The 21021-nt window shown below is 57.2% G+C and carries 21 protein-coding genes; 3 read left to right on the top strand and 18 right to left on the bottom strand.

What is annotated here, in order from left to right; translation table 11 throughout:
* Positions 1-28 precede the first annotated feature (28 nt).
* The 9 genes from purF to pdxB all read right to left on the bottom strand — a co-directional run bounded on the left by purF (position 29) and on the right by pdxB (position 9188).
* The gene (purF, locus tag JY391_RS07270; protein ID WP_042290735.1) at positions 29-1546 is read right to left on the bottom strand and encodes an amidophosphoribosyltransferase; all 1518 of its coding nucleotides are present in this window, start codon (positions 1544-1546) and stop codon (positions 29-31) included.
* 37 nt (positions 1547-1583) lie between these two features.
* Positions 1584-2072 (bottom strand): colicin V production protein, encoded by a 489-nt coding sequence (cvpA, locus tag JY391_RS07265; protein WP_042290946.1) that lies wholly within the window; start codon positions 2070-2072, stop codon positions 1584-1586.
* Positions 2073-2292: 220 nt separating this feature from the next.
* On the bottom strand, positions 2293-2967 hold the full coding sequence (gene dedD, locus JY391_RS07260) for a cell division protein DedD (protein WP_181822818.1): 675 nt from the start codon (positions 2965-2967) through the stop codon (positions 2293-2295).
* Entirely contained in the window at positions 2957-4225 is a 1269-nt protein-coding gene (gene folC, locus JY391_RS07255) for a bifunctional tetrahydrofolate synthase/dihydrofolate synthase (protein WP_042290738.1), read from the bottom strand. Before folC ends, dedD begins: the two co-directional genes overlap by 11 nt.
* 192 nt (positions 4226-4417) lie before the next feature.
* Entirely contained in the window at positions 4418-5332 is a 915-nt protein-coding gene (accD, locus tag JY391_RS07250; RefSeq protein WP_042290740.1) for an acetyl-CoA carboxylase, carboxyltransferase subunit beta, read from the bottom strand.
* A 149-nt stretch (positions 5333-5481) separates the two neighbouring features.
* Complete coding sequence (locus JY391_RS07245; protein WP_042290742.1) at positions 5482-6141, bottom strand: DedA family protein; 660 nt, start codon at positions 6139-6141, stop codon at positions 5482-5484.
* A 23-nt stretch (positions 6142-6164) separates the two neighbouring features.
* Entirely contained in the window at positions 6165-6977 is an 813-nt protein-coding gene (truA, locus tag JY391_RS07240; RefSeq protein ID WP_211935467.1) for a tRNA pseudouridine(38-40) synthase TruA, read from the bottom strand.
* Positions 6977-7990, bottom strand: a complete 1014-nt coding sequence (locus tag JY391_RS07235; protein WP_042290745.1) for an aspartate-semialdehyde dehydrogenase — start codon at positions 7988-7990, stop codon at positions 6977-6979. Before JY391_RS07235 ends, truA begins: the two co-directional genes overlap by 1 nt.
* A gap of 61 nt (positions 7991-8051) precedes the next feature.
* Positions 8052-9188, bottom strand: a complete 1137-nt coding sequence (gene pdxB / locus JY391_RS07230; protein WP_042290746.1) for a 4-phosphoerythronate dehydrogenase PdxB — start codon at positions 9186-9188, stop codon at positions 8052-8054.
* A 103-nt stretch (positions 9189-9291) separates the two neighbouring features.
* Here pdxB and flk point away from each other — a divergent pair, with 103 nt between their 5' ends.
* The gene (gene flk / locus JY391_RS07225) at positions 9292-10293 is read left to right on the top strand and encodes a flagella biosynthesis regulator Flk (RefSeq protein WP_042290948.1); all 1002 of its coding nucleotides are present in this window, start codon (positions 9292-9294) and stop codon (positions 10291-10293) included.
* Here flk and JY391_RS07220 read toward each other — a convergent pair.
* On the bottom strand, positions 10290-11468 hold the full coding sequence (locus tag JY391_RS07220; RefSeq protein ID WP_042290748.1) for an MFS transporter: 1179 nt from the start codon (positions 11466-11468) through the stop codon (positions 10290-10292). The two genes, flk and JY391_RS07220, sit on opposite strands and share 4 nt — an antisense overlap.
* Positions 11469-11571: 103 nt before the next feature.
* Complete coding sequence (gene fabB / locus JY391_RS07215) at positions 11572-12789, bottom strand: beta-ketoacyl-ACP synthase I (RefSeq protein WP_211935466.1); 1218 nt, start codon at positions 12787-12789, stop codon at positions 11572-11574.
* Between the two features lie 158 nt (positions 12790-12947).
* On the opposite strand from fabB, the gene mnmC reads away from it, so the two are divergent.
* Positions 12948-14948, top strand: a complete 2001-nt coding sequence (gene mnmC, locus JY391_RS07210) for a bifunctional tRNA (5-methylaminomethyl-2-thiouridine)(34)-methyltransferase MnmC2/FAD-dependent 5-carboxymethylaminomethyl-2-thiouridine(34) oxidoreductase MnmC1 (protein WP_211935465.1) — start codon at positions 12948-12950, stop codon at positions 14946-14948.
* A gap of 42 nt (positions 14949-14990) precedes the next feature.
* On the opposite strand, the gene JY391_RS07205 is transcribed toward mnmC, so the two are convergent.
* From JY391_RS07205 to prmB, 6 genes are read right to left on the bottom strand one after another with little or no spacing between them, the layout of a single operon-like run.
* The gene (locus JY391_RS07205) at positions 14991-15269 is read right to left on the bottom strand and encodes a YfcL family protein (protein WP_042290754.1); all 279 of its coding nucleotides are present in this window, start codon (positions 15267-15269) and stop codon (positions 14991-14993) included.
* 32 nt (positions 15270-15301) lie between these two features.
* Positions 15302-15850 (bottom strand): elongation factor P hydroxylase, encoded by a 549-nt coding sequence (locus JY391_RS07200; protein WP_211935464.1) that lies wholly within the window; start codon positions 15848-15850, stop codon positions 15302-15304.
* Positions 15850-16659 (bottom strand): sulfite exporter TauE/SafE family protein, encoded by an 810-nt coding sequence (locus JY391_RS07195; RefSeq protein ID WP_042290758.1) that lies wholly within the window; start codon positions 16657-16659, stop codon positions 15850-15852. The genes JY391_RS07200 and JY391_RS07195 overlap by 1 nt, the downstream gene beginning before the upstream one ends.
* Positions 16659-17483 carry a penicillin-insensitive murein endopeptidase gene (gene mepA, locus JY391_RS07190; protein WP_211935463.1) on the bottom strand — a complete coding sequence of 275 codons (825 nt, stop codon included), beginning with the start codon at positions 17481-17483 and terminating at the stop codon, positions 16659-16661. The genes JY391_RS07195 and mepA overlap by 1 nt, the downstream gene beginning before the upstream one ends.
* Positions 17484-17486: 3 nt before the next feature.
* The gene (aroC, locus tag JY391_RS07185; RefSeq protein ID WP_200034649.1) at positions 17487-18572 is read right to left on the bottom strand and encodes a chorismate synthase; all 1086 of its coding nucleotides are present in this window, start codon (positions 18570-18572) and stop codon (positions 17487-17489) included.
* 26 nt (positions 18573-18598) lie between these two features.
* Positions 18599-19531 (bottom strand): 50S ribosomal protein L3 N(5)-glutamine methyltransferase, encoded by a 933-nt coding sequence (gene prmB, locus JY391_RS07180; protein ID WP_042290764.1) that lies wholly within the window; start codon positions 19529-19531, stop codon positions 18599-18601.
* Between the two features lie 165 nt (positions 19532-19696).
* On the opposite strand from prmB, the gene smrB reads away from it, so the two are divergent.
* Positions 19697-20248, top strand: coding sequence for an endonuclease SmrB (gene smrB, locus JY391_RS07175; protein WP_042290766.1), 552 nt, complete (start codon positions 19697-19699; stop codon positions 20246-20248).
* Between the two features lie 101 nt (positions 20249-20349).
* Here the strand turns inward: smrB and sixA are convergent, their stop codons facing one another.
* Positions 20350-20835, bottom strand: a complete 486-nt coding sequence (sixA, locus tag JY391_RS07170; protein ID WP_042290767.1) for a phosphohistidine phosphatase SixA — start codon at positions 20833-20835, stop codon at positions 20350-20352.
* Positions 20836-21021 lie beyond the last annotated feature (186 nt).

Genomic DNA, 21021 nt, shown 5'->3' with positions numbered 1-21021 from the left:
GCGGAAACCGCACCCTGGGAGGAAGAGATTACCCTTCGTTATGCATTTCGAGATTTTCCACTTCGTTCTGCCGCTGCACCGCTTTGGCGTCGTCATTGCGCAGGGAATCGAGAAAATCCAGATACTGTTGATCAACGTCTTTCGTCACGTACACGCCGTTAAATACCGAGCATTCAAACTGTTGGATATCCGGGTTCTCAGCGCGTACGGCTTCGATCAGATCGTTCAGATCCTGGAAGATTAGGCCGTCTGCGCCGATAATCTGGCGGATCTCATCCACTTCACGCCCGTGGGCGATCAGTTCGTTAGCGGTAGGCATGTCAATGCCGTACACATTCGGGAAACGAATTTCCGGCGCGGCTGACGCCAGATAGACCTTTTTCGCCCCGGCTTCACGCGCCATCTCAATGATCTGCTCAGAGGTGGTGCCGCGCACGATAGAGTCATCGACCAGCAGAACGTTTTTATCCCGGAACTCCGCGCGATTAGCGTTCAGCTTGCGGCGCACCGATTTACGGCGCAGCTGCTGACCCGGCATGATAAAGGTACGTCCCACGTAGCGGTTTTTCACAAACCCCTGGCGGTACGGCTTACCCAGAATACGGGCAATTTCCAGCGCGATATCGCAGGACGTTTCCGGGATCGGGATCACCACGTCGATATCCAGGTCTTCCCACTCACGGGCAATTTTTTCACCCAGCCTGGTCCCCATATTAACGCGGGCGCTGTAGACGGAAATTTTGTCAATGAAGGAGTCCGGACGCGCGAAGTAGACGTACTCAAACAGACACGGGTTGCTGACCGGGTTTTCCGCACACTGGCGGGTAAACAGTTGGCCTTTTTCCGTGATGTACACCGCCTCGCCGGGCGCGACGTCACGGAGGAATTCGAAGCCCAGCGTATCAAGCGCCACGCTTTCTGAGGCCACCATGTACTCGGTACGGCCATCGCCAATATCGCGTTTGCCCAGCACCAGCGGACGGATCCCGTTCGGATCGCGAAAGGCGATCATCCCGTGGCCGATAATCATCGCCACGCAGGCATACGCCCCGCGGATCTGGCGGTTAGTCGCGGCGATAGCGGCAAAAATGTTATCGGCTTCCAGCGGATAGTGACGAAAGTTATCCAGCTCGCTGGCAAAGATATTCAGCAGGATCTCTGAATCGGAGGTGGTATTGATGTGGCGACGCTTTTCTTCGAACAGCTTTTTACGCAGCTCGTGGGCGTTGGTCAGATTGCCATTGTGGGCAAGCGTGATGCCATACGGTGAGTTGACGTAGAATGGCTGAGCCTCTGAGGCGCTGGAGCTGCCAGCCGTTGGGTAGCGCACATGACCGATACCCATGTTGCCCTGCATACGCTGCATGTGACGCGCTTCGAACACGTCGCTCACCAGGCCGTTCGCTTTACGCAAGCGGAAGCAGTTGTTCGCATCAATGGTGATGATGCCTGCGGCATCCTGGCCACGATGCTGGAGCACCGTTAAGGCGTCATAAATCGACTGGTTGACCGGCATAACACCGGCGATACCGACAATACCGCACATACGTCTTTTTCCTCGTTAACCACATCTCAGAACCCAGTCAGGTTCTGGGCAAGAAACTTGACGAGCTTTGCAGATAGTCAAAAAACCATCTGATGATGAAACTGAACTCCGGGATAAGCCGTGACTGACTCCAGTCCTCACTTTTCGACAAACCGGTAAAGGTATCGAGAAAGAACAGAATAGCGGCAACAATCAGTACACCACGCAGAGCCCCAAAACAGATCCCCAGCACCCGGTCAGTACCTGACAACCCGGTTTTTTCGACCAGTTGCCCGATAACAAAGTTGACGACCGCGCCGACAATGAGCGTCGCGATAAACAGCACCGCGATGGCAATCCCGTTTCGAACCAGTTCGTCTTCAAAGCCCGAAAACCAGACAGACAGATAAGTGTAGTAATGGCTGGCGACAAAGAAAGCACAACCCCATGTCACCAACGATAACGCTTCACGTACAAAGCCACGGATCAGGCTAACCAGACAGGAAAAACCAATCACCGCGATAATGGCGTAATCAATCCAGACCATAAGTGTCCCACGATTTAACGCCCTGCCGTCCTGTTCGGGGCGCATTCTAACAGAAAAAGAAAACGTTTGCGTAGGGATTTCCTTCCCACGCGTAAATAAAAATGGCGCTGAAAAAATATTCAACGCCATCATACTTTTTGGCCGTTTTTGGCCTTGCCGGATGGCGTCGTTAACGCCTTATCCGGCCTGAAAAACCGCGTCGCGCCTGGCGACAGGGGGCTTAGTTCGGACTGTATCCCATCACCACTCCGCTTAGCCCGGAGAGCTGTTTCAGTTCACCAAGCGCGCTTTTCAGCTTGTCGCGAGACGCGTCCGGCCCGACCAGGATGCGGGTGATTTTTCCCTGCACTGGCGTCGACGGCACAGTATATACCCGGTAACCCGCGCCGCGAAGTTTACCCACAATCTCATTGACCTTGTCGGCGTTTTTCAACGCCCCTAACTGAACAACATAGGCTTTCCCGGTCGGTGCCGGTTTTTCTTCTGCCGCGGGCTTAGGCGCTGGCGCTGTCGGCTCTACCACCGGCTGTGGTTTCGGCTGCGGCTTCGGTTTTTCAACCGGTTTTGGTTTTGGCTTTTCAACCGGCGCTGGCGCCGGATCAATCGCCGGATTGTTGGTCGACGCATAGCGCGAAGGGTCCAGCGACGGTGCCGCCGCATCGCCTGCGCGCACTTCTTCCGCAGCGCCTTCCGGCGGCTGGGTCGGCAAAGCCTGCGTGGCGGCGGGCATCATATCAGGCTCATCGCGATCGCCCGGTTTCGGCACCAGCGGGATAGCGGCAAACTCATCCTGATAATGCTTTTTTTGCCCGTCGAGCAGGCCTGGAAGCACAATCACGCCCAGTGCGACCAGCACAATTGTGCCAACTAAACGATTCTGAAATTTACTCGCCACCGATTCTCCCCGCGTCCATCACTTCCATGACATGTGCCACCGTGTGGAATGATCCACATACCAGTACGGTATCTTCTGGTTTCGCCTCCGCCAGCGCCGCCTGCCATGCCTGCGCGACACTGTCATAGACAGTGCCCTGGCCCAGATGTTCCAGCAGCTGTTCCGCCGTCGCGCCGCGCGGCCCTTCCAGCGGAGCACAATACCAGTCGTCGACCACGCTTTTCAACCAGGCTAACGTTCCCGCAATATCCTTATCATGTAGCATACCGATAACCGCCAGCACGCGCCCTTGTTTCGGTAACCCTTTCAGTCGCCCGGTCAGGTATTCCGCCGCATGGGGATTATGCGCGACATCGAGAATGACCCGTGGGGACTCGCTCACAATCTGAAAACGTCCGGGTAGAATCGCCCCGGCAATACCGTCGCGGATCGCCTGCTCGCCGATCGTAAGCCCGCTTGCGCGCAGCGCCGCCAGCGCCGTCGCCGCGTTTGGCTGCGGCACCTGCGGCAACGGCAAACCGGTTAACGTACCGTTGGCGTCGGTAAAACACCAGCTGTCGCCCGACACCGCATAATGCCAGTCTACACCGCGTCGCTGGAGCAAAGCCCCTTTTTCCTGCGCGACGTCGGCGATGGTATACGGCATTTCCGGTTCGCCAACAATTGCCGGTTTTTCAGCGCGGAAGATCCCGGCTTTTTCCCGGCCAATGCTTTCGCGATCCGGTCCCAGCCAGTCGGTGTGGTCAAGCGCGATACTGGTGATCACCGCGACGTCAGCATCCACCATATTGGTGGCGTCCAGCCGACCGCCTAACCCCACCTCCAGAATAACGACATCAAGATTCGCCTGCTTAAACAGCCACAGCGCGGATAGCGTACCGTACTCAAAATAGGTCAGGGAAATCTCACCGCGCGCAGCTTCAATTTCCGCAAAAGAGGCGGTATGGGCCGATTCCGGCAGCTCTTTACCCGCAATGCGCACGCGCTCAGTGTAACGGACCAGATGCGGCGAACTGTAAACGCCCACGCTGTAGCCTGCCGCCGTCAATACGGACTCCAGCGTGCGGCAGGTTGTGCCTTTGCCGTTCGTTCCGGCGACGGTAAAGACAAATGGCGCGGGCTTTAACACGTCCAGTTTCGCTGCCACCTGACTTACGCGCTCAAGACCCATATCAATCGTTTTGGCGTGGAGATTTTCCAGATAAGAAAGCCACGAGGCCAGGGGCGACGCGGCTTGGGGAATGCGTTTGTTATCCATGATGCCCGTAAATTGGTTACATTGAGAAAAGCAAAAGGCAGCGCCAGCTGGCCCTGCCCTTTTGTACTCGTCGTCTTTCAAGCTGCAGGCTTGTTGGCTGCTCTCGTTCACCCGAATCACTTGCCTGTGCAAGCTCATCGGGATGAACTCTCTTGCCGCCTACCTGCAACTCGAAAACCATAGAGTAAATTATCAGGCCTCGGGTTCCTGATCCGGTACCGGAGGTACCACCACGCCTTCACGTGGAGCATCCGGATTCGGCGCGGGTAAGTTCATCAGCTTCGCCAGAATGCTGGCCAGTTTCAGGCGCATTTCCGGACGGCGGACAATCATATCGATAGCGCCTTTTTCGATCAGAAACTCACTGCGCTGGAATCCCGGCGGCAGTTTCTCACGAACGGTTTGCTCGATCACGCGCGGACCGGCGAAGCCAATCAACGCTTTCGGTTCAGCGATATTAAGATCGCCCAGCATCGCGAAGCTTGCGGATACGCCACCCATTGTCGGGTCAGTAAGCACCGAAATGTACGGCAGACCGCGTTCCTGCATTTTCGCCAGCGCAGCGGAAGTTTTCGCCATCTGCATCAACGACATCAGCGCTTCCTGCATACGCGCGCCGCCGGACGCGGAGAAGCAGATCAGCGGGCAGTTATCTTCCAGCGCCTGCTCAACGGCGCGGACGAAACGCGCACCGACAACAGATCCCATGGAACCGCCCATAAAGGCAAACTCAAACGCCGCCGCGACAACCGGCATGCCGTGAAGCGTACCTTTCATGACCACCAGCGCGTCTTTTTCGCCGGTTTCCTTCTGCGCGGAAGCCAGACGATCTTTATACTTCTTGGAGTCACGGAACTTCAGCACGTCTTTCGGCTCAAGTTCGCTACCCAGCTCCACAAGAGAACCTTCATCTAACAGGCTATGCAGGCGATTGCGCGCCGACATGCGCATGTGATGGTCACACTTCGGACAGACCTCAAGATTACGTTCCAGCTCAGCGCGATATAAAACCTGACCGCAGCTATCACATTTGGTCCACACCCCTTCAGGAATGCTTGCCTTGCGGGTTGGAGTAATGTTGCTTTTAATTCGTTCAATCCAGCTCATTGGTGACCTTTCTGCCTGAACCCTGGTTAGCTTTGTTATAAGGGGCGCATGATGCCATTTTTGCCCCCAACAGACCATGAATGTTGCACATTAAAACATAACAGCCCGTAACTTTGGATAAAAAAGTGGTCGAACCGCTGTGTTAGTTTCTATTTTGTTACACGCGACGCAGCACGTTTATGACGAATAATTTCGTAAACGCCGGGCAATATGGACACCACGATAATGCCGACGATCAACAGCTTCAGGTTATCCTGGATCATCGGGAGAGTGCCGAAGAAGTAGCCCGCGTAGGTAAATAGCAATACCCACAACAGCGCGCCAATCACGTTGTAAGCGGCAAAATGACGATAAGACATATGCCCCATTCCCGCCACGAACGGCGCGAACGTTCTGACGATCGGCACAAAGCGGGCGAGAATGATGGTTTTGCCGCCATGCTTCTCGTAAAACTGGTGGGTTTTGTCGAGGTAACTGCGGCGGAAAATTTTCGAGTCCGGGTTGCTGAAAAGCTTATCGCCGAACAGTCGGCCAATGGTGTAGTTAACCGCGTCGCCAACAATTGCGGCAATCAGCATTAATACCACCATCATATGGACGTTGAGATCGTTATTGGGCAGCGACGCCAGCGCCCCGGCAACGAACAGCAGGGAATCTCCCGGCAGGAACGGCGTGACCACCAGACCCGTTTCACAAAACAAAATCAGGAACAAAATGGCGTATACCCAGATGCCATATTCGGCAACCAGCTCTGCCAGATGCACATCGATGTGCAGGATGAAATCAATAAGAAAGTAAATCAGGTCCATAATTATGCCTTTTACGACGCGAATTAGTCCGCCAGGAACAGCGGGCCCATAGGCGGTTTCGGAAGATCAAACCGGTCCGGATAATCCACCGCGACCAGATACAGCCCTTCCGCTTTCGCCGTTGCCGCTGCAAGCGTTCTGTCCTTTGCCGCTAACAGCTCTGCTATCCAGCTCTCCGGCTGGTTGTTGGCGCCCACTTCCATCAGGCTGCCGACAATATTCCTGACCATATGATGTACAAAGGCATTGGCTTTGATATCGACCACCACATATGCGCCGTAACGCGACACGCTAATATGCATCACGTTACGCCACGGCGTGCGCGACTGGCACTGAACGGCGCGAAACGAGGTAAAATCGTTCTCGCCAATCAGGCATTGCGCCGCGCGGTGCATCCGCTCGGCATCCAGCGGCTCATAGTAATGCGTGACGCCTTTGGCTAAAACCGCCGGACGCAGCCGATTATTGTAGATGATGTAACGATAACGACGAGCCGTGGCGCTAAACCGGGCATGAAAATCGTCCGGTACAGCTTTCACCCAACGCACGGCAATGTCACCAGGTAAATTCGCATTTACGCCTAACGTCCACGCCGCGTCTTTTCGCTGTGCGGTCGTTTCGAAATGGACGACCTGCCCGGTGCCGTGAACGCCCGCATCGGTACGCCCGGCGCAGAAGACGGTAATCGGCTCGTTGGCAACCTGGGAGAGTGCTTTTTCCAGCTTTTCCTGCACGCTGCGCACTTCGTTCTGACGCTGCCAGCCATAATATTTGCTGCCGTCATACTCAATGCCCAGCGCAATTTTATACACCGGCGGCTGTAGCTGGTCGGACATTAGTAGAGATACTCCTGCACCAGCTTCTCGGCAATTTTCACCGCCATCAGGGCGCCGCCAAAGCGAACGTTATCGGCCACCGACCAGAACTGTACTTGCTCCGGCATACCGTAGTCGTTACGCACACAGCCTACGGAAAGCTGCGCGTTGCCAGACGCATCGCCGACCTGAGTGGGGAAATCCGTCTCGTCGGACAGCATGATATCCTCGCCCTGGGCGAAGGCGTCACGGGCCTCTTCTGCCGCCAGCGGACGCAGGGCTTCAAACGCGACCATCTGCGCGTGGCCGTAAAACACCGGCGACCGCACACAGCTTACGGAGATCATCAGCCCGTCATCCTGCATAATTTTGCGCACTTCATCGACGATACAGCGCTCTTCGCGCACGCTGCCTTCCCTGTCCGGCAACAGCGGTAACATGTTGAAGGCCAACTGGCGACCAAAGAAATCGTCCTCATCGATCGGGATCCCGTTCAGCAGCTTCGCGCTCTGCCCGGCGAGAGCATCGACCGCCTTTTTGCCCTGTGCGGAGGCCGAAAGCAGGCTGGTCACACTGATGCGGGACAAACCGCCCTGGTCGATCAGCGGCTTCAGCGACGCCAGCAGTTGGCTGGTCAGGCTGTTCGGGACAGCGATAACGTTACGGTTACGGTAGTCCGCCAGCACGAACGGGTTCACTTCCGGCACCACCAGCGGCACGTCCGGCTCAAGGGCGAACAGACCGCTGGAGTCAATCACCAGGCATCCTGCGTTGGTGGCGTCGTCCACCCAGGCCGCCGTAGCTTCTACGCCCGCGACAAAAAACGCCAGCTGCGCCTGCGTCCAGTCGAACTCTGCCGCGTCCTGCACCGTTACCGTTTTTCCGGCAAAACGCAGATGTTCACCCGCGCTTTCTGGCCGCGCCAGCGCATAGATCTCACCGACCGGGAACTGGCGTTCTGCCAGAGTTTCAAGCAACGCTTCGCCAACGGCGCCCGTCGCGCCGAGAACGGCAATATTCCAGCCTTCAGACATGGTGGTTTACTCCAGAAATAGCAAAGCTCCCCGCTGCAGGCAGGGAGCGACAAAAAGAATGTTAGCGAGCCGGATGATGAACGGCGTTAAACCCGAGCTGATGCAATAGCGCGGCGGCGCTGGCGTCGTCGCACATCACATACAGTGACGACCATTCGCGGCGCTCAAGGTAAGTCTTGCGCAGTTTATCGAATTCACCCGGTATCCCGGCGACGTGACGCAGCGGCGCATCGTCGCGGCGCACATCATACACCAAATGCGCCAGTCTTTTCAGCGTTGGCTGATCTAACGGGCCGTGGAGCGTGATACGGCCAAATTCCGGGGCGGGCAGCAGCGTATCAAGCGCGACATGTTGGGCGCGCCCGATAAACGCGCTAAACGCTTCAAAGACCTGGGTGGTTCCGCGCGCTTTGCCTTCCAGCGTATAGCCCGCAATATGCGGCGTACCGATATCCACTTTACTGAGCAGTTCTACGTTCAGGTCCGGCTCCCCTTCCCACACGTCCAGCACTACGCTCAACTGCTGTCCCGCGTTCAGGCGCGCCAGCAGCGCCGCGTTATCCACAACCGCGCCACGACAGGCGTTGATCAGGATCGTCCCTGGCTTCAGACGGGCGATCAGCGCTTCATCCGCCAGATGCAAAGTCTTGTACGGACCGTCTTTAAACAGCGGCGTATGGAAGGTCAGGATATCCGCCTCCCGCACCAGCTCGTCAAGCGAGCGGAAATCGCCTTCGTCGCCCCGATCCGCCCGCGGCGGATCGCACAGCAGCGTACGCACGCCGAACGCTTCCAGCCGCGCCTGTAAACGGCGGCCAACGTTACCGACCCCCACAATACCTACGGTACGATCGCGCAGGGCAAAGCCGTCGCGTTCGGCCAGCATCAGCAGCGCGGAAAAGACGTACTCGACGACCGCAATCGCGTTACAGCCAGGCGCCGCCGAAAAACCAATACCGGCCTGCGCAAGCCAGCGGTCATCCACGTGATCGGTTCCCGCCGTTGCCGTGCCGACAAATTTCACCGGTTTCCCCGCCAGCAACGCTTCATTCACTTTGGTGACCGAACGCACCATGAGGGCGTCCGCATCGTCCAGTTCAGCAACCGGAATTGGGCGGCCAGGAACCGCTTTTACCTCGCCCAGTCGGCTAAACAATTCGCGGGCATAAGGCATATTTTCATCAACGAGAATTTTCACGTCTTTCGTACCTGTTTGAGAACGAGTGTTAACCGGGCAAGTGTGCCATAATCTGGCCGCCAGGCATACTTTGCTAAGATTGATGGTTTAAGGATACGTGATGATGCAACCCATTTCCGGTACTCCCGCGCGCCCTCCGGGTGAAGGGCAACCCGCTTCTTCCGCTGCGGGCGAACAACCGCTCTCTACTCAACAGCGGACGGTACTGGAGCGACTGATAACCCGCCTGATTTCACTGACGCAACAGCAAAGTGCGGAAGTGTGGGCCGGAATGAAACACGATCTTGGCGTGAAAAGCGACACACCGTTGTTGTCCCGCCATTTCCCCGCCGCAGAGCACAATCTCAGCCAGAGACTGAGCGTCGCCCAGCAAAATCATGCCAACCGACAGGTGCTGTCGCAGCTAACGGAATTATTGAGCCAGGGGAATAACCGTCAGGCGGTGAGCGATTTTATTCGCCAGCAATATGGACAAACGGCGCTCAGCCAGCTCACGCCGGATCAGCTAAAGAATGTACTGACGCTGCTCCAGCAGGGGCAATTGTCTATTCCGCAACCACAACAGCGCCCGGCAACCGATCGCCCGCTGTTGCCTGCGGAACACAACACCCTGAACCAGTTGGTTACCAAACTGGCCGCCGCGACGGGAGAGTCCGGTAAGCTTATCTGGCAATCCATGCTGGAACTGTCGGGCGTGAAAAGCGGCGAGCTGATCCCGGCGAAGCATTTTACCCATCTGGCGACCTGGCTTCAGGCGCGGCAAACGCTCAGTCTGCAACACGCCCCGACCCTGCAATCGCTGCAGGCGGCGTTGAAGCAACCACTGGAGCCGGCAGAACAGGCATCGCTGAAAGAGTATGCCCAGCACACCTGGCAGATCCAGCCGCAGACGGTGTTGACCACCGCCCAGGTTCAGGATCTGCTGAATCAGATCTTCCTGCGCCGCGTTGAGCGCGACAAAGCGCTCAGCGATCCGCTTCATATTCAGCCAATCTACAGCCCGTTTACCCCGGTAATCGAAACCTTCAAAGCGGCCGCCGCCCGTCCCGGACTGCTGTTTCTCGCCCTGATGGTTGCGCTGCTGATTTTCTGGCTGGTGGTTTAACCCCGGCGAAACGACAGGATCGTCACCAGAATCCCTACCACGGCGGAAATCGCCCCCGCAAGGAACACTGACGGATAGCCACAGGATGTGGCCAACACGCCCGCCAGCGGGCCAGTGATGGCGTAGGAGATATCCTGAAACGCGGCGTATCCCCCCAGCGCCGTCCCGCGTACCTGCGCCGGGACACGCTTGACCACCTCAACGCCCAGCGCGGGGAAAATAAGCGAGCAGCCCGCCCCGGTTAACGCCGCGCCAAGCAGAGCAATCCACGCGGTTGGCGCCAGCCATAGCAGCACCAGACCCACGGTCTCGACCAATAAAGAAGCGATAGCGACTTTAACACCGCCAAAGCGATCCGGCATCCAGCCAAACAGCACGCGCATGAGAACAAACGCACCGCCGAACGCGGTGAGGGTAAAACCCGCCATTGCCCAGCCGTGGCTGGCGAAATAGAGCGAAATAAAGGTGCCGATAACCGCAAAACCCACCCCCTGCAACGCAAGGCCAAGACCGGGTTTCCAGATAAGCCCGACCACGCTCCACAGAGAAGGTCGTTCTCCCGTCTGCGCGGGCACTTTACGTACCGTGCCGTTAAATGCCCATGCCAGCAGCGGCAGCGCCATGGTGGTTCCTGCCAGCGCGGCAAACCCAAAGTGACTGTGGATGAGTAAACCCAGCGGCGCCCCTGCCGCCAGCGCGCCGTAAATCGCCATCCCATTCCAGGACATCACTTTACCGGAACGCGTTGGCCCCACCAGACCCAGCCCCCAGGTCAGCGTACCGGTAAGCAACTGGCTTTCTCCAAAGCCGAGGATCAGACGACCTGCGATCAGCAGCGCAAATTTCACCGGCGCAGAGACGGGCAACAGCGCCGCCAGCAGCCATGCCCCGCCCGCCAGCGCGCAGGCGAACATGCCCTGCAACGCCGAGCGCTTGGCGCCGTACTGATCGGCGAGCCGTCCGGCATAGCCGCGCGTTAACACGGTGGCGAGAAACTGGATCCCGACGGCGATCCCCACCATCGTATTGCCATAGCCCAGTTCATGGTGGACAAAAAGTGGAATCACGGGCAGCGGCAATCCAACCGTCATGTAGGTCAGGAACACCGCAAAGGCGATACGGAACAGTGAGAAATTGGCAGAAGATGTGGATTCTTTTTCAGCTACGACAGCCATGCATGACTCCAGGCAGCAGAACAAAAAAGGGAGCCTGAAAGCTCCCCTTTGAAATCATCAGGTTCTGCCGGATAGCGGCGATACGCCTTATCCGGCCTGTCACTTACGCTTTCAGCTTGCGCATAACCAGCGTGGCGTTGGTGCCGCCGAAACCAAAGCTGTTGGACATGACGGTCGTCAGTTCGCGCTCGGTGGTTTCAGTCACGATGTTCAGTCCGGCAGCCTGCTCGTCCATCTCTTCAATGTTAATGCTCGGCGCGATAAAACCGTGTTCCAGCATCAGCAGAGAATAAATCGCTTCCTGCACGCCAGCGGCGCCCAGAGAGTGGCCGGTCATGGCTTTCGTCGCAGAAATAGCCGGGCTGTTATCGCCAAACACTTCACGAATGGCGCCCAGTTCTTTCACATCACCAACCGGCGTAGAGGTGCCGTGGGAGTTCAGGTAGTCGATGGGGGTGTCCACGCCGTGCATCGCCATCTGCATGCAGCGAACCGCGCCTTCACCGGACGGCGCGACCATGTCTGCGCCATCGGAGGTTGCGCCGTAGCCGACGATCTCCGCATAAATGCGTGCGCCACGGGCCATCGCGTGCTCCAGTTCTTCAACCACAACCATCCCGCCGCCGCCAGCGATAACGAAACCGTCACGGTGCGCATCATAAGTCCGGGACGCCTTAGCGGGTTGATCGTTGTACTTAGTGGACAGCGCGCCCATCGCGTCGAACTCACAGGCCATTTCCCAGCCCAGCTCTTCGCCGCCGCCGGCAAACACGATGTCCTGTTTGCCCAGTTGGATCTGCTCTACCGCATTCCCAATGCAGTGCGCGGAGGTCGCACAGGCGGAGCTGATCGAATAGTTTACGCCGTGAATTTTAAACGGCGTCGCGAGGCAAGCGGAAACCGCAGAGCCCATCGCTTTGGTGACGACGTACGGCCCCACCGCTTTCAGGCCGCGCGGGCTACGCATAGCATCCGCACCGAATACCTGCGCTTTGGAGGAGCCGCCGGAACCGGCAATCAGACCCACGCGCGGGTTGTTCTGATACACCTCATCGCTCAGGCCCGCGTCAGCGATAGCCTGCTGCATGGAAAGAAAGGCATAAATAGAGGCATCGTTCATGAAACGAACCACTTTACGGTCGATCAAACCGGTTGTATCCAGCTTGACGTTACCCCATACGTGGCTACGCATTCCCGCATCTTTAAACTCTTCGGAGAAGGTGATCCCTGAACGTCCTTCACGCAGAGATGCCAGGACTTCCTGCTGGTTATTACCGATGCTGGAAACGATGCCCAAGCCAGTAATCACTGCACGTTTCATTCAATACCTCTGTAAGTCGCACTATAGTAAGTTTCGACTGGCACAATAGCGTACACTTGTACGCCGAACAAGTCCGATCAGCCATTTTGTCCGGAAATTTGCGCCGCCTGGCACACATCGCTAAGATCGTGGCACTGCCCGTCAGACGAGTAACTTACGTGAAACAAAATGCCATACAACCCGCCAACCTCGAATTCAACGCTGAGGGTACACCTGTTTCCCGAGATTTCGACGATGTGTACTTTTCTAATGATAATGGCCTTGAAGAGACACGTTACGTCTTTCTCGGCGGCAACCGGATCCCTGAGCGTTTTCCGGAACATTCCGACCCGCTTTTTGTGGTCGCAGAGAGCGGCTTCGGCACTGGCCTGAACTTTCTGACGCTCTGGCAGGCGTTTGCCGCGTTTCGCGCCACGCACCCTGAGGCTACGCTACAAAGATTACATTTTATCAGTTTTGAAAAATTTCCCCTGCACCACGACGATCTGGTCGCCGCGCACCAGCGCTGGCCTGAGCTGGCGGCGCTTGCAAAGCAACTCCACGCCCAGTGGCCGTTGCCGCTGGCGGGCTGTCATCGCCTGCTGCTGGATGAAGGACGCGTCACGCTCGATCTGTGGTTTGGAGATATTAACGAACTTACCGACCAACTGGATGACAGTCTGCATCAGAAAGTGGACGCCTGGTTTCTCGACGGCTTCGCGCCCGCCAAAAACCCGGACATGTGGACCCCGGGACTGTTTAACGCTATGGCGCGACTGGCGCGACCCGGCGGTACGCTGGCAACCTTTACCTCCGCGGGATTTGTGCGCCGGGGTTTACAGGAAGCCGGTTTCACCATGCAGAAATACAAAGGTTTTGGCCGCAAGCGTGAAATGCTGCGCGGGGCGATGCTTCAAAGACTTACGCCTGTCGCCAGAGCGCCGTGGTTTGTCCGCCAGGGCAGCCTTAAGCGTGAAACGGCTATTGTTGGCGGCGGTATCGCCAGCGCCCTGCTGTCCCTGGCGCTGCTGCGTCGCGGCTGGCGGGTCACGCTCTATTGCGCGGACGAAAAACCTGCCCAGGGCGCATCGGGAAACCGTCAGGGTGCGCTTTATCCCCTGCTCAGCAAGCACGATGCGGCGATAAATCTCTTTTTCCCCGCCGCCTTTACCTTTGCACGCCGTCAGTACGATGCTCTCCCGGTTGTTTTCGATCATGACTGGTGCGGCGTCACGCAGGCCGGCTGGGACGAAAAAAGCCAGCAGAAGATCGCGCAACTGTTGTCGCTGGAACTCCCCGACGCGCTGGCGCAGGCGGTAAAAAGTGGACACATGGAAGCATTAACCGGCGTTGATATCGACTGCGCTGGCATTTCCTATCCGCTGGGCGGCTGGCTGTGTCCGGCGCAATTGACTGCCGCAGTGCTGGCGCTGGCTGAACAACAGGGGCTACGTTGCCATTACCGTCATTCGGTCGACGCGCTAAGCGCGACGGCGCACGGCTTGTCCCTGCGCTTTGCCGACGGCACGCAGGCTGAACACGACGTCGTGGTGCTGGCGAACGGCCATGCGATTAACCACTTCACACAGACACAGCCGTTACCCGTTTACCCGGTCGGCGGTCAGGTCAGTCATATTCCCGCCACGCCTGCCCTTTCCGCGCTTCGCCAGGTGCTGTGCTATGACGGTTATCTTACCCCGGTAAATCCGGCTAACCAGCACCATTGTATTGGCGCCAGCTATCATCGCGGCAGTGACGCAACGGAATATCGTGAGGACGATCAGCAGCAGAACCGGCAGCGGTTAATTGACTGCTTCCCGACGGCGAAATGGGCGCAAGAGGTGGATATCAGCGGGAAAGAGGCGCGCTGCGGCGTGCGCTGCGCTACTCGCGACCATTTACCGATGGTCGGCAATGTACCGGATTACGCCGCCACGCTAACGCAGTACGCCAGTCTGGCCAGGGATCCTTCATCAGCGGCAAACGCGCCCGTACATGAGGATCTCTTTATGCTCGGCGCGCTGGGATCACGCGGCTTGTGCTCCGCGCCTCTGTGTGCGGAAATTCTGGCGTCGCAAATGAGCAATGAACCCCTTCCGCTGGATGCGGGTACGCTGGCGGCGCTCAATCCGAATCGTTTATGGGTCAGGAAATTACGGAAAGGGAAAACGGTGAAATAATGGGGTGATGCCGGATGGCGACGCCATCCGGCAAAGGCGCGATTATTGGCTGGTCGCCTTCTGGAACAACGCATCCCACATCTCTTTGACTAACGCCTGATCGCGTGGTGACAGTTCACCCGCACCGATCGCTTTCTCGAGACTGCTGGTGACGTTGGCGTAAACGGCGTCCGCGGAATGGTCATCACGCCCTTCCAGCTCCGCCACGGCTAACGTCAGGTGGCCACGCAAATACCCACTGGCAAACAGCTCATCGTCGCTGGCGTGTTCAACCATGTCGTCGATTAATGCCAGAATGCGTGCTTCAAACTCCGCGATCATCTTCTTTCCTCATTGTAAACGTGGCGCTGGCTTTAGTTTAGCGCTTCCGGCCACGGGAACTGTTCCGCCTTAAGGTCGGGCGTGTGATAATAATCTTGTAACGCTTTGATAAAGCGAGCCGGCCGTTCAGGAATGCCCTTTTCCAGATACTCCATCACCTGCGCATGAACCCGACGCTGAAACACCACGCGGTCCGGTTCGACGTCGCCTTCCAGGTTGTCGCAACTGACGTTGAACGGATACCCCGCCGCCACGCAAAACAACCAGTCAAACGCTTGCGGTTTCACTTCCACATCTTCGAACTTGCTTTGGGTCGCCGCGTCCCGTCCGTCCGGGCAGTACCAGTAACCAAAATCAACCTGTTCACGGCGCGCTTTCCCGGCAATACACCAGTGCGAAATCTCATGCAGGGCGCTGGCGTAAAAACCGTGAGCAAAGACGATCCGGTGATACGGCACCTCTGCATCAGCAGGAAGATAGATCGGTTCGTCATCGCCTTTAATCAGACGGGTATTAAAATCGTCAGCAAAGCAGTCGTTGAACAGGGTAATTAACTGTTCATAGTGGTGTGTACTTTTCATTAATTCATCCCCAGCCAGTGGAGAATCTCCTGTCCATGGTTATCATAAAGTAGTTTGGCGCTCATCACCGCCGAGACGATGACGATCATAGGCCGAATCAGCTTTTGTCCCTTGCTCAGTACCAGGCGTGAGCCCATGCGCGCGCCGAGAAACTGCCCAATCAACATAACGAACCCGGTTGCCCAGATCACTTTACCGCCAATCATAAACAGCAGTAGGCCGCCGATGTTCGACGTGGCGTTCAGCACTTTGGCGTGGGCGGTGGATTTGGCGAGGTTGTAGCCGCAAAGCGTGACAAACGCCAGTGCGTAAAACGACCCGGCGGCAGGGCCAAAGAAGCCGTCGTAAAATCCGACGCACCCCCCCGCGACCAGCGCAAACGGCAAGCCGTACAGGCGACGCTGGCGATCATCTTCACCCAGCTTTGGCATCAGCAAAAAATAGAGACCGATGCAGATCACCAGCACCGGGAGGATCTGACGAAGCACGTCTGCCTGCACGTGCTGCACCAGCAGCGCGCCGCTCATCGAGCCAATAAAGGTCATCGCGATATTCAGTTTCTGATCGGCAAGATCCACCACCTTACGGCGAATAAAGTAGATAGAGGCGGAAATTGAGCCGCCGCAGGCCTGCAATTTATTGGTGGCCAGCGCCTGAGCGGGAGACATGCCTGCCGCCATCAGCGCGGGGATGGTCAGCAGTCCGCCGCCCCCCGCCAGTGAATCGATAAAACCAGCCAGCATCGCAACAAAAAACAGCACAACCAACAGCAGCGGGGAGACCATAAACAGGTCGGCGAAATTATCCATTAGAGTACATGCTCATCCAGTAGCGCCTGGCAGGAAGGCGGCAACGGTGGCGGTGTCTTCTTCTCAGGCTTTGTTGTTCCAGGTTTTGGGGGGTCAAACCAGCTTTGCAGTTCAGCGCCACAACCGTCGCCTGGCGGAGGCAAAGGTTGATCTTCGCACTCCAGGCTGTCAGCAGGGCACCGTAATCGTACATGCATATGCGCGCGATGCTGGAACCAGGGTCGCACTTTACGCAACCAGTCGCGATCGTTTCCTGCGTCCAGGCAAAGCTGTTGTTTGATCGCCGGATTCACGAAAATGCGGGTGACGTCATTATCTTCCGCCGCGAGCTTAATCAGGCTAAAGATTTCCGGCTTCCACAGTGAAGGCACAACGTGCTTTCCGTCGCGGGCCACCAAATCCAGCGCCTGCGGTCGCAGCAACTGCGCCTGAGTCCAGCGTGTCTTTGGTAATTGCAGGAAAATGTCCACATCCAGACCGCTCTGATGGCTGGCGTGGCCGCCGTTAAACCGGCCGCCGGCCGGCATGCCCATATCGCCAATCAGCACCGTTCCCAACCCCAGGTTATTCACCCGGGTGCTCAGACGCTGAATGAACAGCACCAGATCGGGGTGACCAAAATAACGGCGTTGGTCGGTACGCATGACCTGATAGTGTTCCGACTGGACCGGAAGCGTATCTGCGCCAACGATACAGCCGTTCGAAAAGCTGCCGATCGACTGCGCGCTGCCCGCTATGGGCTGGGTTATTTTCTGCCACGGCGTCGCCGCCTGGCTGACGCTGCCGGCAAGCAGTGCCAGCAGCGCAATCGCGGTTTTTTTCATCTCTTACCAGCGTGGAATATCTGTTGTGACATCCGCATTTTGCGCCCGCTGGCGCAGCAAGTGGTCCATGAGCACGATCGCCAGCATCGCCTCTGCGATCGGCACCGCGCGGATCCCGACACACGGATCGTGACGGCCTTTGGTGATCATCTCGACTTCTTCGCCAAAGCGATTAATGGTACGACCCGGGACGGTAATACTGGAGGTTGGTTTCAGCGCCATGTGGGCAATAATTTGCTGCCCACTGCTGATCCCGCCCAAAATGCCGCCCGCATGGTTGCTCTGGAAGCCTTGCGTCGTTATTTCGTCACGGTTTTGGCTTCCGCGCAGCGCCACCACGTCAAAACCGTCGCCAATCTCAACGCCTTTCACGGCGTTAATGCTCATCAGCGCATGGGCGATATCGGCGTCAAGACGATCAAATACCGGCTCGCCGAGACCGGCGGGAACGCCGCTGGCTACCACCGTTACCTTAGCGCCGATAGAATCACCCTCTTTTTTCAGCGCCCGCATCAGCTCGTCAAGGGCGTCGATTTTGTCCGGATCCGGGCAGAAAAAAGGGTTCTGTTCCACCTGCTCCCAGTCTTTGATCGCCAGCGGAATATCGCCCATCTGGGTCAGGCAGCCCTGGATGCGGATGCCGTATTTTGCCGCAAGGTATTTCTTGGCAATCGCGCCCGCCGCCACGCGCATCGCGGTCTCGCGGGCGGACGAACGCCCGCCGCCGCGGTAATCGCGCAGGCCATATTTCTGCTCGTAGGTGTAGTCGGCGTGTCCCGGACGAAACACGTCCTTGATGGCGCTGTAATCCTGCGAACGCTGATCGGTATTTTCGATCAGCAAACCGATGCTGGTGCCGGTGGTGACGCCTTCAAACACGCCAGACAAAATTTTCACCTGATCCGGCTCACGGCGCTGGGTCGTGTAGCGAGACGTGCCAGGACGCCGCCTGTCGAGATCGTGCTGCAGGTCAGCTTCGGTCAGAGGAATGCCCGGCGGCACCCCGTCAACAATGCAGCCCAGCGCCAGCCCGTGCGATTCGCCAAAGGTGGTTACCCGAAAGAGTTGTCCAATTGTATTTCCTGCCATTGCGATTCCGTTGTCGTCGTTGTGATTTAGTCTTTATAGAGGCTGAAATGCTCGCGGGCGGCCAGTAACTCGGCTTTGGTCAGCATAAAGACGCCATCGCCGCCGTTGTCGAATTCCAGCCAGGTAAACGGCACATCAGGATAGTGTTCCATCAGATGTACCATGCTGTTCCCGACTTCACAAATCAGAATACCGTTATCTGACAGGTAGTCCGGCGCGTTGCCCAGAATACGGCGGGTCAGTTTCAGGCCATCTGTCCCTGACGCCAGCCCCAGTTCAGGCTCGTGACGATACTCATTCGGCAGATCGGACATATCTTCCGCGTCCACATACGGCGGGTTGGTCACGATCAGATCGTACTGGACTTTTGGCAGGTCGCGGAACAGGTCCGAACGAATGGGGGTGACATGGTGCAGCAGGCCGTGCTCTTCAATATTGTGCTCAGTGACGGCCAGCGCGTCGGCGGAGATATCCACCGCGTCGACTTCCGCTTCCGGAAACGCGTAGGCGCAGGCAATAGCAATGCAACCGCTGCCGGTACACATGTCGAGAATATGCTGCGGCTGTTGGCGAATCAGCCCTTCAAAACGGTTGTTGATCAGCTCGCCAATCGGCGAGCGCGGCACCAGCACGCGTTCATCGACGTAAAATTCATGGCCGCAGAACCAGGCTTTATTCGTCAGATAGGCCACCGGAATACGCTCGTTCACCCGGCGGATCACCCGCTCAACAATGCGGTGGCGTTCGCTGGACGTCAGACGCGCGGTGCGCATGTCTTCGGGAATATCCAGTGGAAGATAAAGTGACGGCAGCACCAGTTGAACGGCTTCATCCCACGGGTTGTCGGTGCCGTGACCGTACCAGATATTCGCCGCGCTAAAACGGCTGACCGCCCAACGCAACATGTCCTGAATGGTATGCAGATCACTTACTGCTTCATCAACGAAAATTTTATCCACCTGTTCCTCCAGGGCATGTACGCAATAATTTCGGCGGCTAGTTTGCCACGAAGCCAGCGATAAATCAGCATTCACACAGGGGACAGGCGCGAAAATTGCGTTTTACGCATTCGCATCGCCGGTGAGTCGGGTAAACTAACGGAAAATGAAAAATGAGACAGCAGAATGAAAAAGAAAACATCGCTCAGCGAGGAGGACCAGGCGCTGTTCCGGCAACTGATGACCGGCACCCGGCAGATTAAGCAGGACACGATTGTCCATCGCCCGCAACGTAAAAAAATCAGCGACGTTCCCGTTAAGCGGCTTCTGTCGGAACAGGCGGACGCCAGCCACTATTTTTCGGACGAATTTCAGCCGCTGCTGAATACCGAAGGCCCGGTGAAATACGTACGTTCCGACGTCAGCCACTTCGAGCTGAAGAAAATGCGGCGCGGAGATTATTCACCGGAACTGTTTCTCGATCTTCATGGCCTGACGCAGCTGCAGGCAAAGCAGGAACTCGGCGCGCTGATTGCCGCCTGTCGCCGGGAGCACGTTTTTTGCGCCTGCGTCATGCATGGTCACGGTAAGCATGTACTGAAACAACAGACGCCGCTGTGGCTGGCGCAGCACCCACACGTGATGGCTTTTCATCAGGCCCCAAAAGAGTACGGCGGCGACGCCGCGTTGCTGGTGCTGATAGAGGTGGAAGAGTGGCAACCGCCCGAACTGCCATGATGTAAGGTTGCCGGTGGGTGGCGCAAGCGCTATATCTGGCCTACGAGACAGTCATCGCCGCCGTAGGCCGGATACGCGAAGCGCCATCAGGCAGCGGATGTTTACATCGCTTTTGCCATTTTGAGGTTGCACGGGCTCATCTGCCAGTTGAACACCCCTTTGCCGCTTTCGTCCAGCGTGACGCTGGCGATCGCTGATGTGGTAAACATAGGCGGCGTTTCTCCCGGGCACAATTCAGACACCAGGTAGCCGACTAACGGCAGGTGGGAGATCACCAGAACGCCGGAGACGCCTTCATTGGCCAGCGCCTGAAGATATGCGCTGACGAGGCCGACATCGCCGCAGGGCGTCAACTCCGGCAGAACGTCAACGTTACCCGGCAGGTTCATGCACTCCCCTACCTCGTCCAACGTTTGCTCGGCTCGCAGGAACGGGCTCACCAGAACACGTTCGATATCCACTTTTTGACCTTTCAGCCAGTTCGCCATAAGGCGCGATTCGTCACAACCACAGACGGTTAAGGGACGAACCGAATCACTGGCGGCGTCGAGGGCCGCGTCGCCGTGACGCATGATAAAAACTTGCATATTGCACCGCTTTTGTTAACCAGAATCACCCGCATTCTTGCTGAAACCGTCTGAACGGTCGCCGAAATGCGGTGGCCGGCATTGTGCCTTATCCGTTCACCGAATGAAACGCTGTTTTTTACCTCAACGCTGTAAGTATAGTCAATCTGTGTTTACAATTTAACCAACTCACGGCCATTCGTTGCG

Source organism: Citrobacter sedlakii (genome assembly GCF_018128425.1).
GTDB classification, from domain to species: domain Bacteria; phylum Pseudomonadota; class Gammaproteobacteria; order Enterobacterales; family Enterobacteriaceae; genus Citrobacter_A; species Citrobacter_A sedlakii.
Note: the sequence above shows the minus strand (reverse complement) of the source record. Positions and strands in the feature narration are given on the sequence as shown.

Excerpts from the sequence above, each read along its gene's own strand:
- purF (WP_042290735.1), bottom strand. The coding sequence starts at position 1,546 with ATGTGCGGTATTGTCGGTATCGCCGGTGTTATGCCGGTCAACCAGTCG.
- cvpA (WP_042290946.1), bottom strand. The coding sequence starts at position 2,072 with ATGGTCTGGATTGATTACGCCATTATCGCGGTGATTGGTTTTTCCTGT.
- folC (WP_042290738.1), bottom strand. The coding sequence starts at position 4,225 with ATGGATAACAAACGCATTCCCCAAGCCGCGTCGCCCCTGGCCTCGTGG.
- accD (WP_042290740.1), bottom strand. The coding sequence starts at position 5,332 with ATGAGCTGGATTGAACGAATTAAAAGCAACATTACTCCAACCCGCAAG.
- JY391_RS07245 (WP_042290742.1), bottom strand. The coding sequence starts at position 6,141 with ATGGACCTGATTTACTTTCTTATTGATTTCATCCTGCACATCGATGTG.
- truA (WP_211935467.1), bottom strand. The coding sequence starts at position 6,977 with ATGTCCGACCAGCTACAGCCGCCGGTGTATAAAATTGCGCTGGGCATT.
- JY391_RS07235 (WP_042290745.1), bottom strand. The coding sequence starts at position 7,990 with ATGTCTGAAGGCTGGAATATTGCCGTTCTCGGCGCGACGGGCGCCGTT.
- flk (WP_042290948.1), top strand. The coding sequence starts at position 9,292 with ATGCAACCCATTTCCGGTACTCCCGCGCGCCCTCCGGGTGAAGGGCAA.
- JY391_RS07220 (WP_042290748.1), bottom strand. The coding sequence starts at position 11,468 with ATGGCTGTCGTAGCTGAAAAAGAATCCACATCTTCTGCCAATTTCTCA.
- fabB (WP_211935466.1), bottom strand. The coding sequence starts at position 12,789 with ATGAAACGTGCAGTGATTACTGGCTTGGGCATCGTTTCCAGCATCGGT.
- JY391_RS07205 (WP_042290754.1), bottom strand. The coding sequence starts at position 15,269 with ATGATCGCGGAGTTTGAAGCACGCATTCTGGCATTAATCGACGACATG.
- JY391_RS07200 (WP_211935464.1), bottom strand. The coding sequence starts at position 15,850 with ATGAAAAGTACACACCACTATGAACAGTTAATTACCCTGTTCAACGAC.
- JY391_RS07195 (WP_042290758.1), bottom strand. The coding sequence starts at position 16,659 with ATGGATAATTTCGCCGACCTGTTTATGGTCTCCCCGCTGCTGTTGGTT.
- mepA (WP_211935463.1), bottom strand. The coding sequence starts at position 17,483 with ATGAAAAAAACCGCGATTGCGCTGCTGGCACTGCTTGCCGGCAGCGTC.
- aroC (WP_200034649.1), bottom strand. The coding sequence starts at position 18,572 with ATGGCAGGAAATACAATTGGACAACTCTTTCGGGTAACCACCTTTGGC.
- smrB (WP_042290766.1), top strand. The coding sequence starts at position 19,697 with ATGAAAAAGAAAACATCGCTCAGCGAGGAGGACCAGGCGCTGTTCCGG.
- sixA (WP_042290767.1), bottom strand. The coding sequence starts at position 20,835 with ATGCAAGTTTTTATCATGCGTCACGGCGACGCGGCCCTCGACGCCGCC.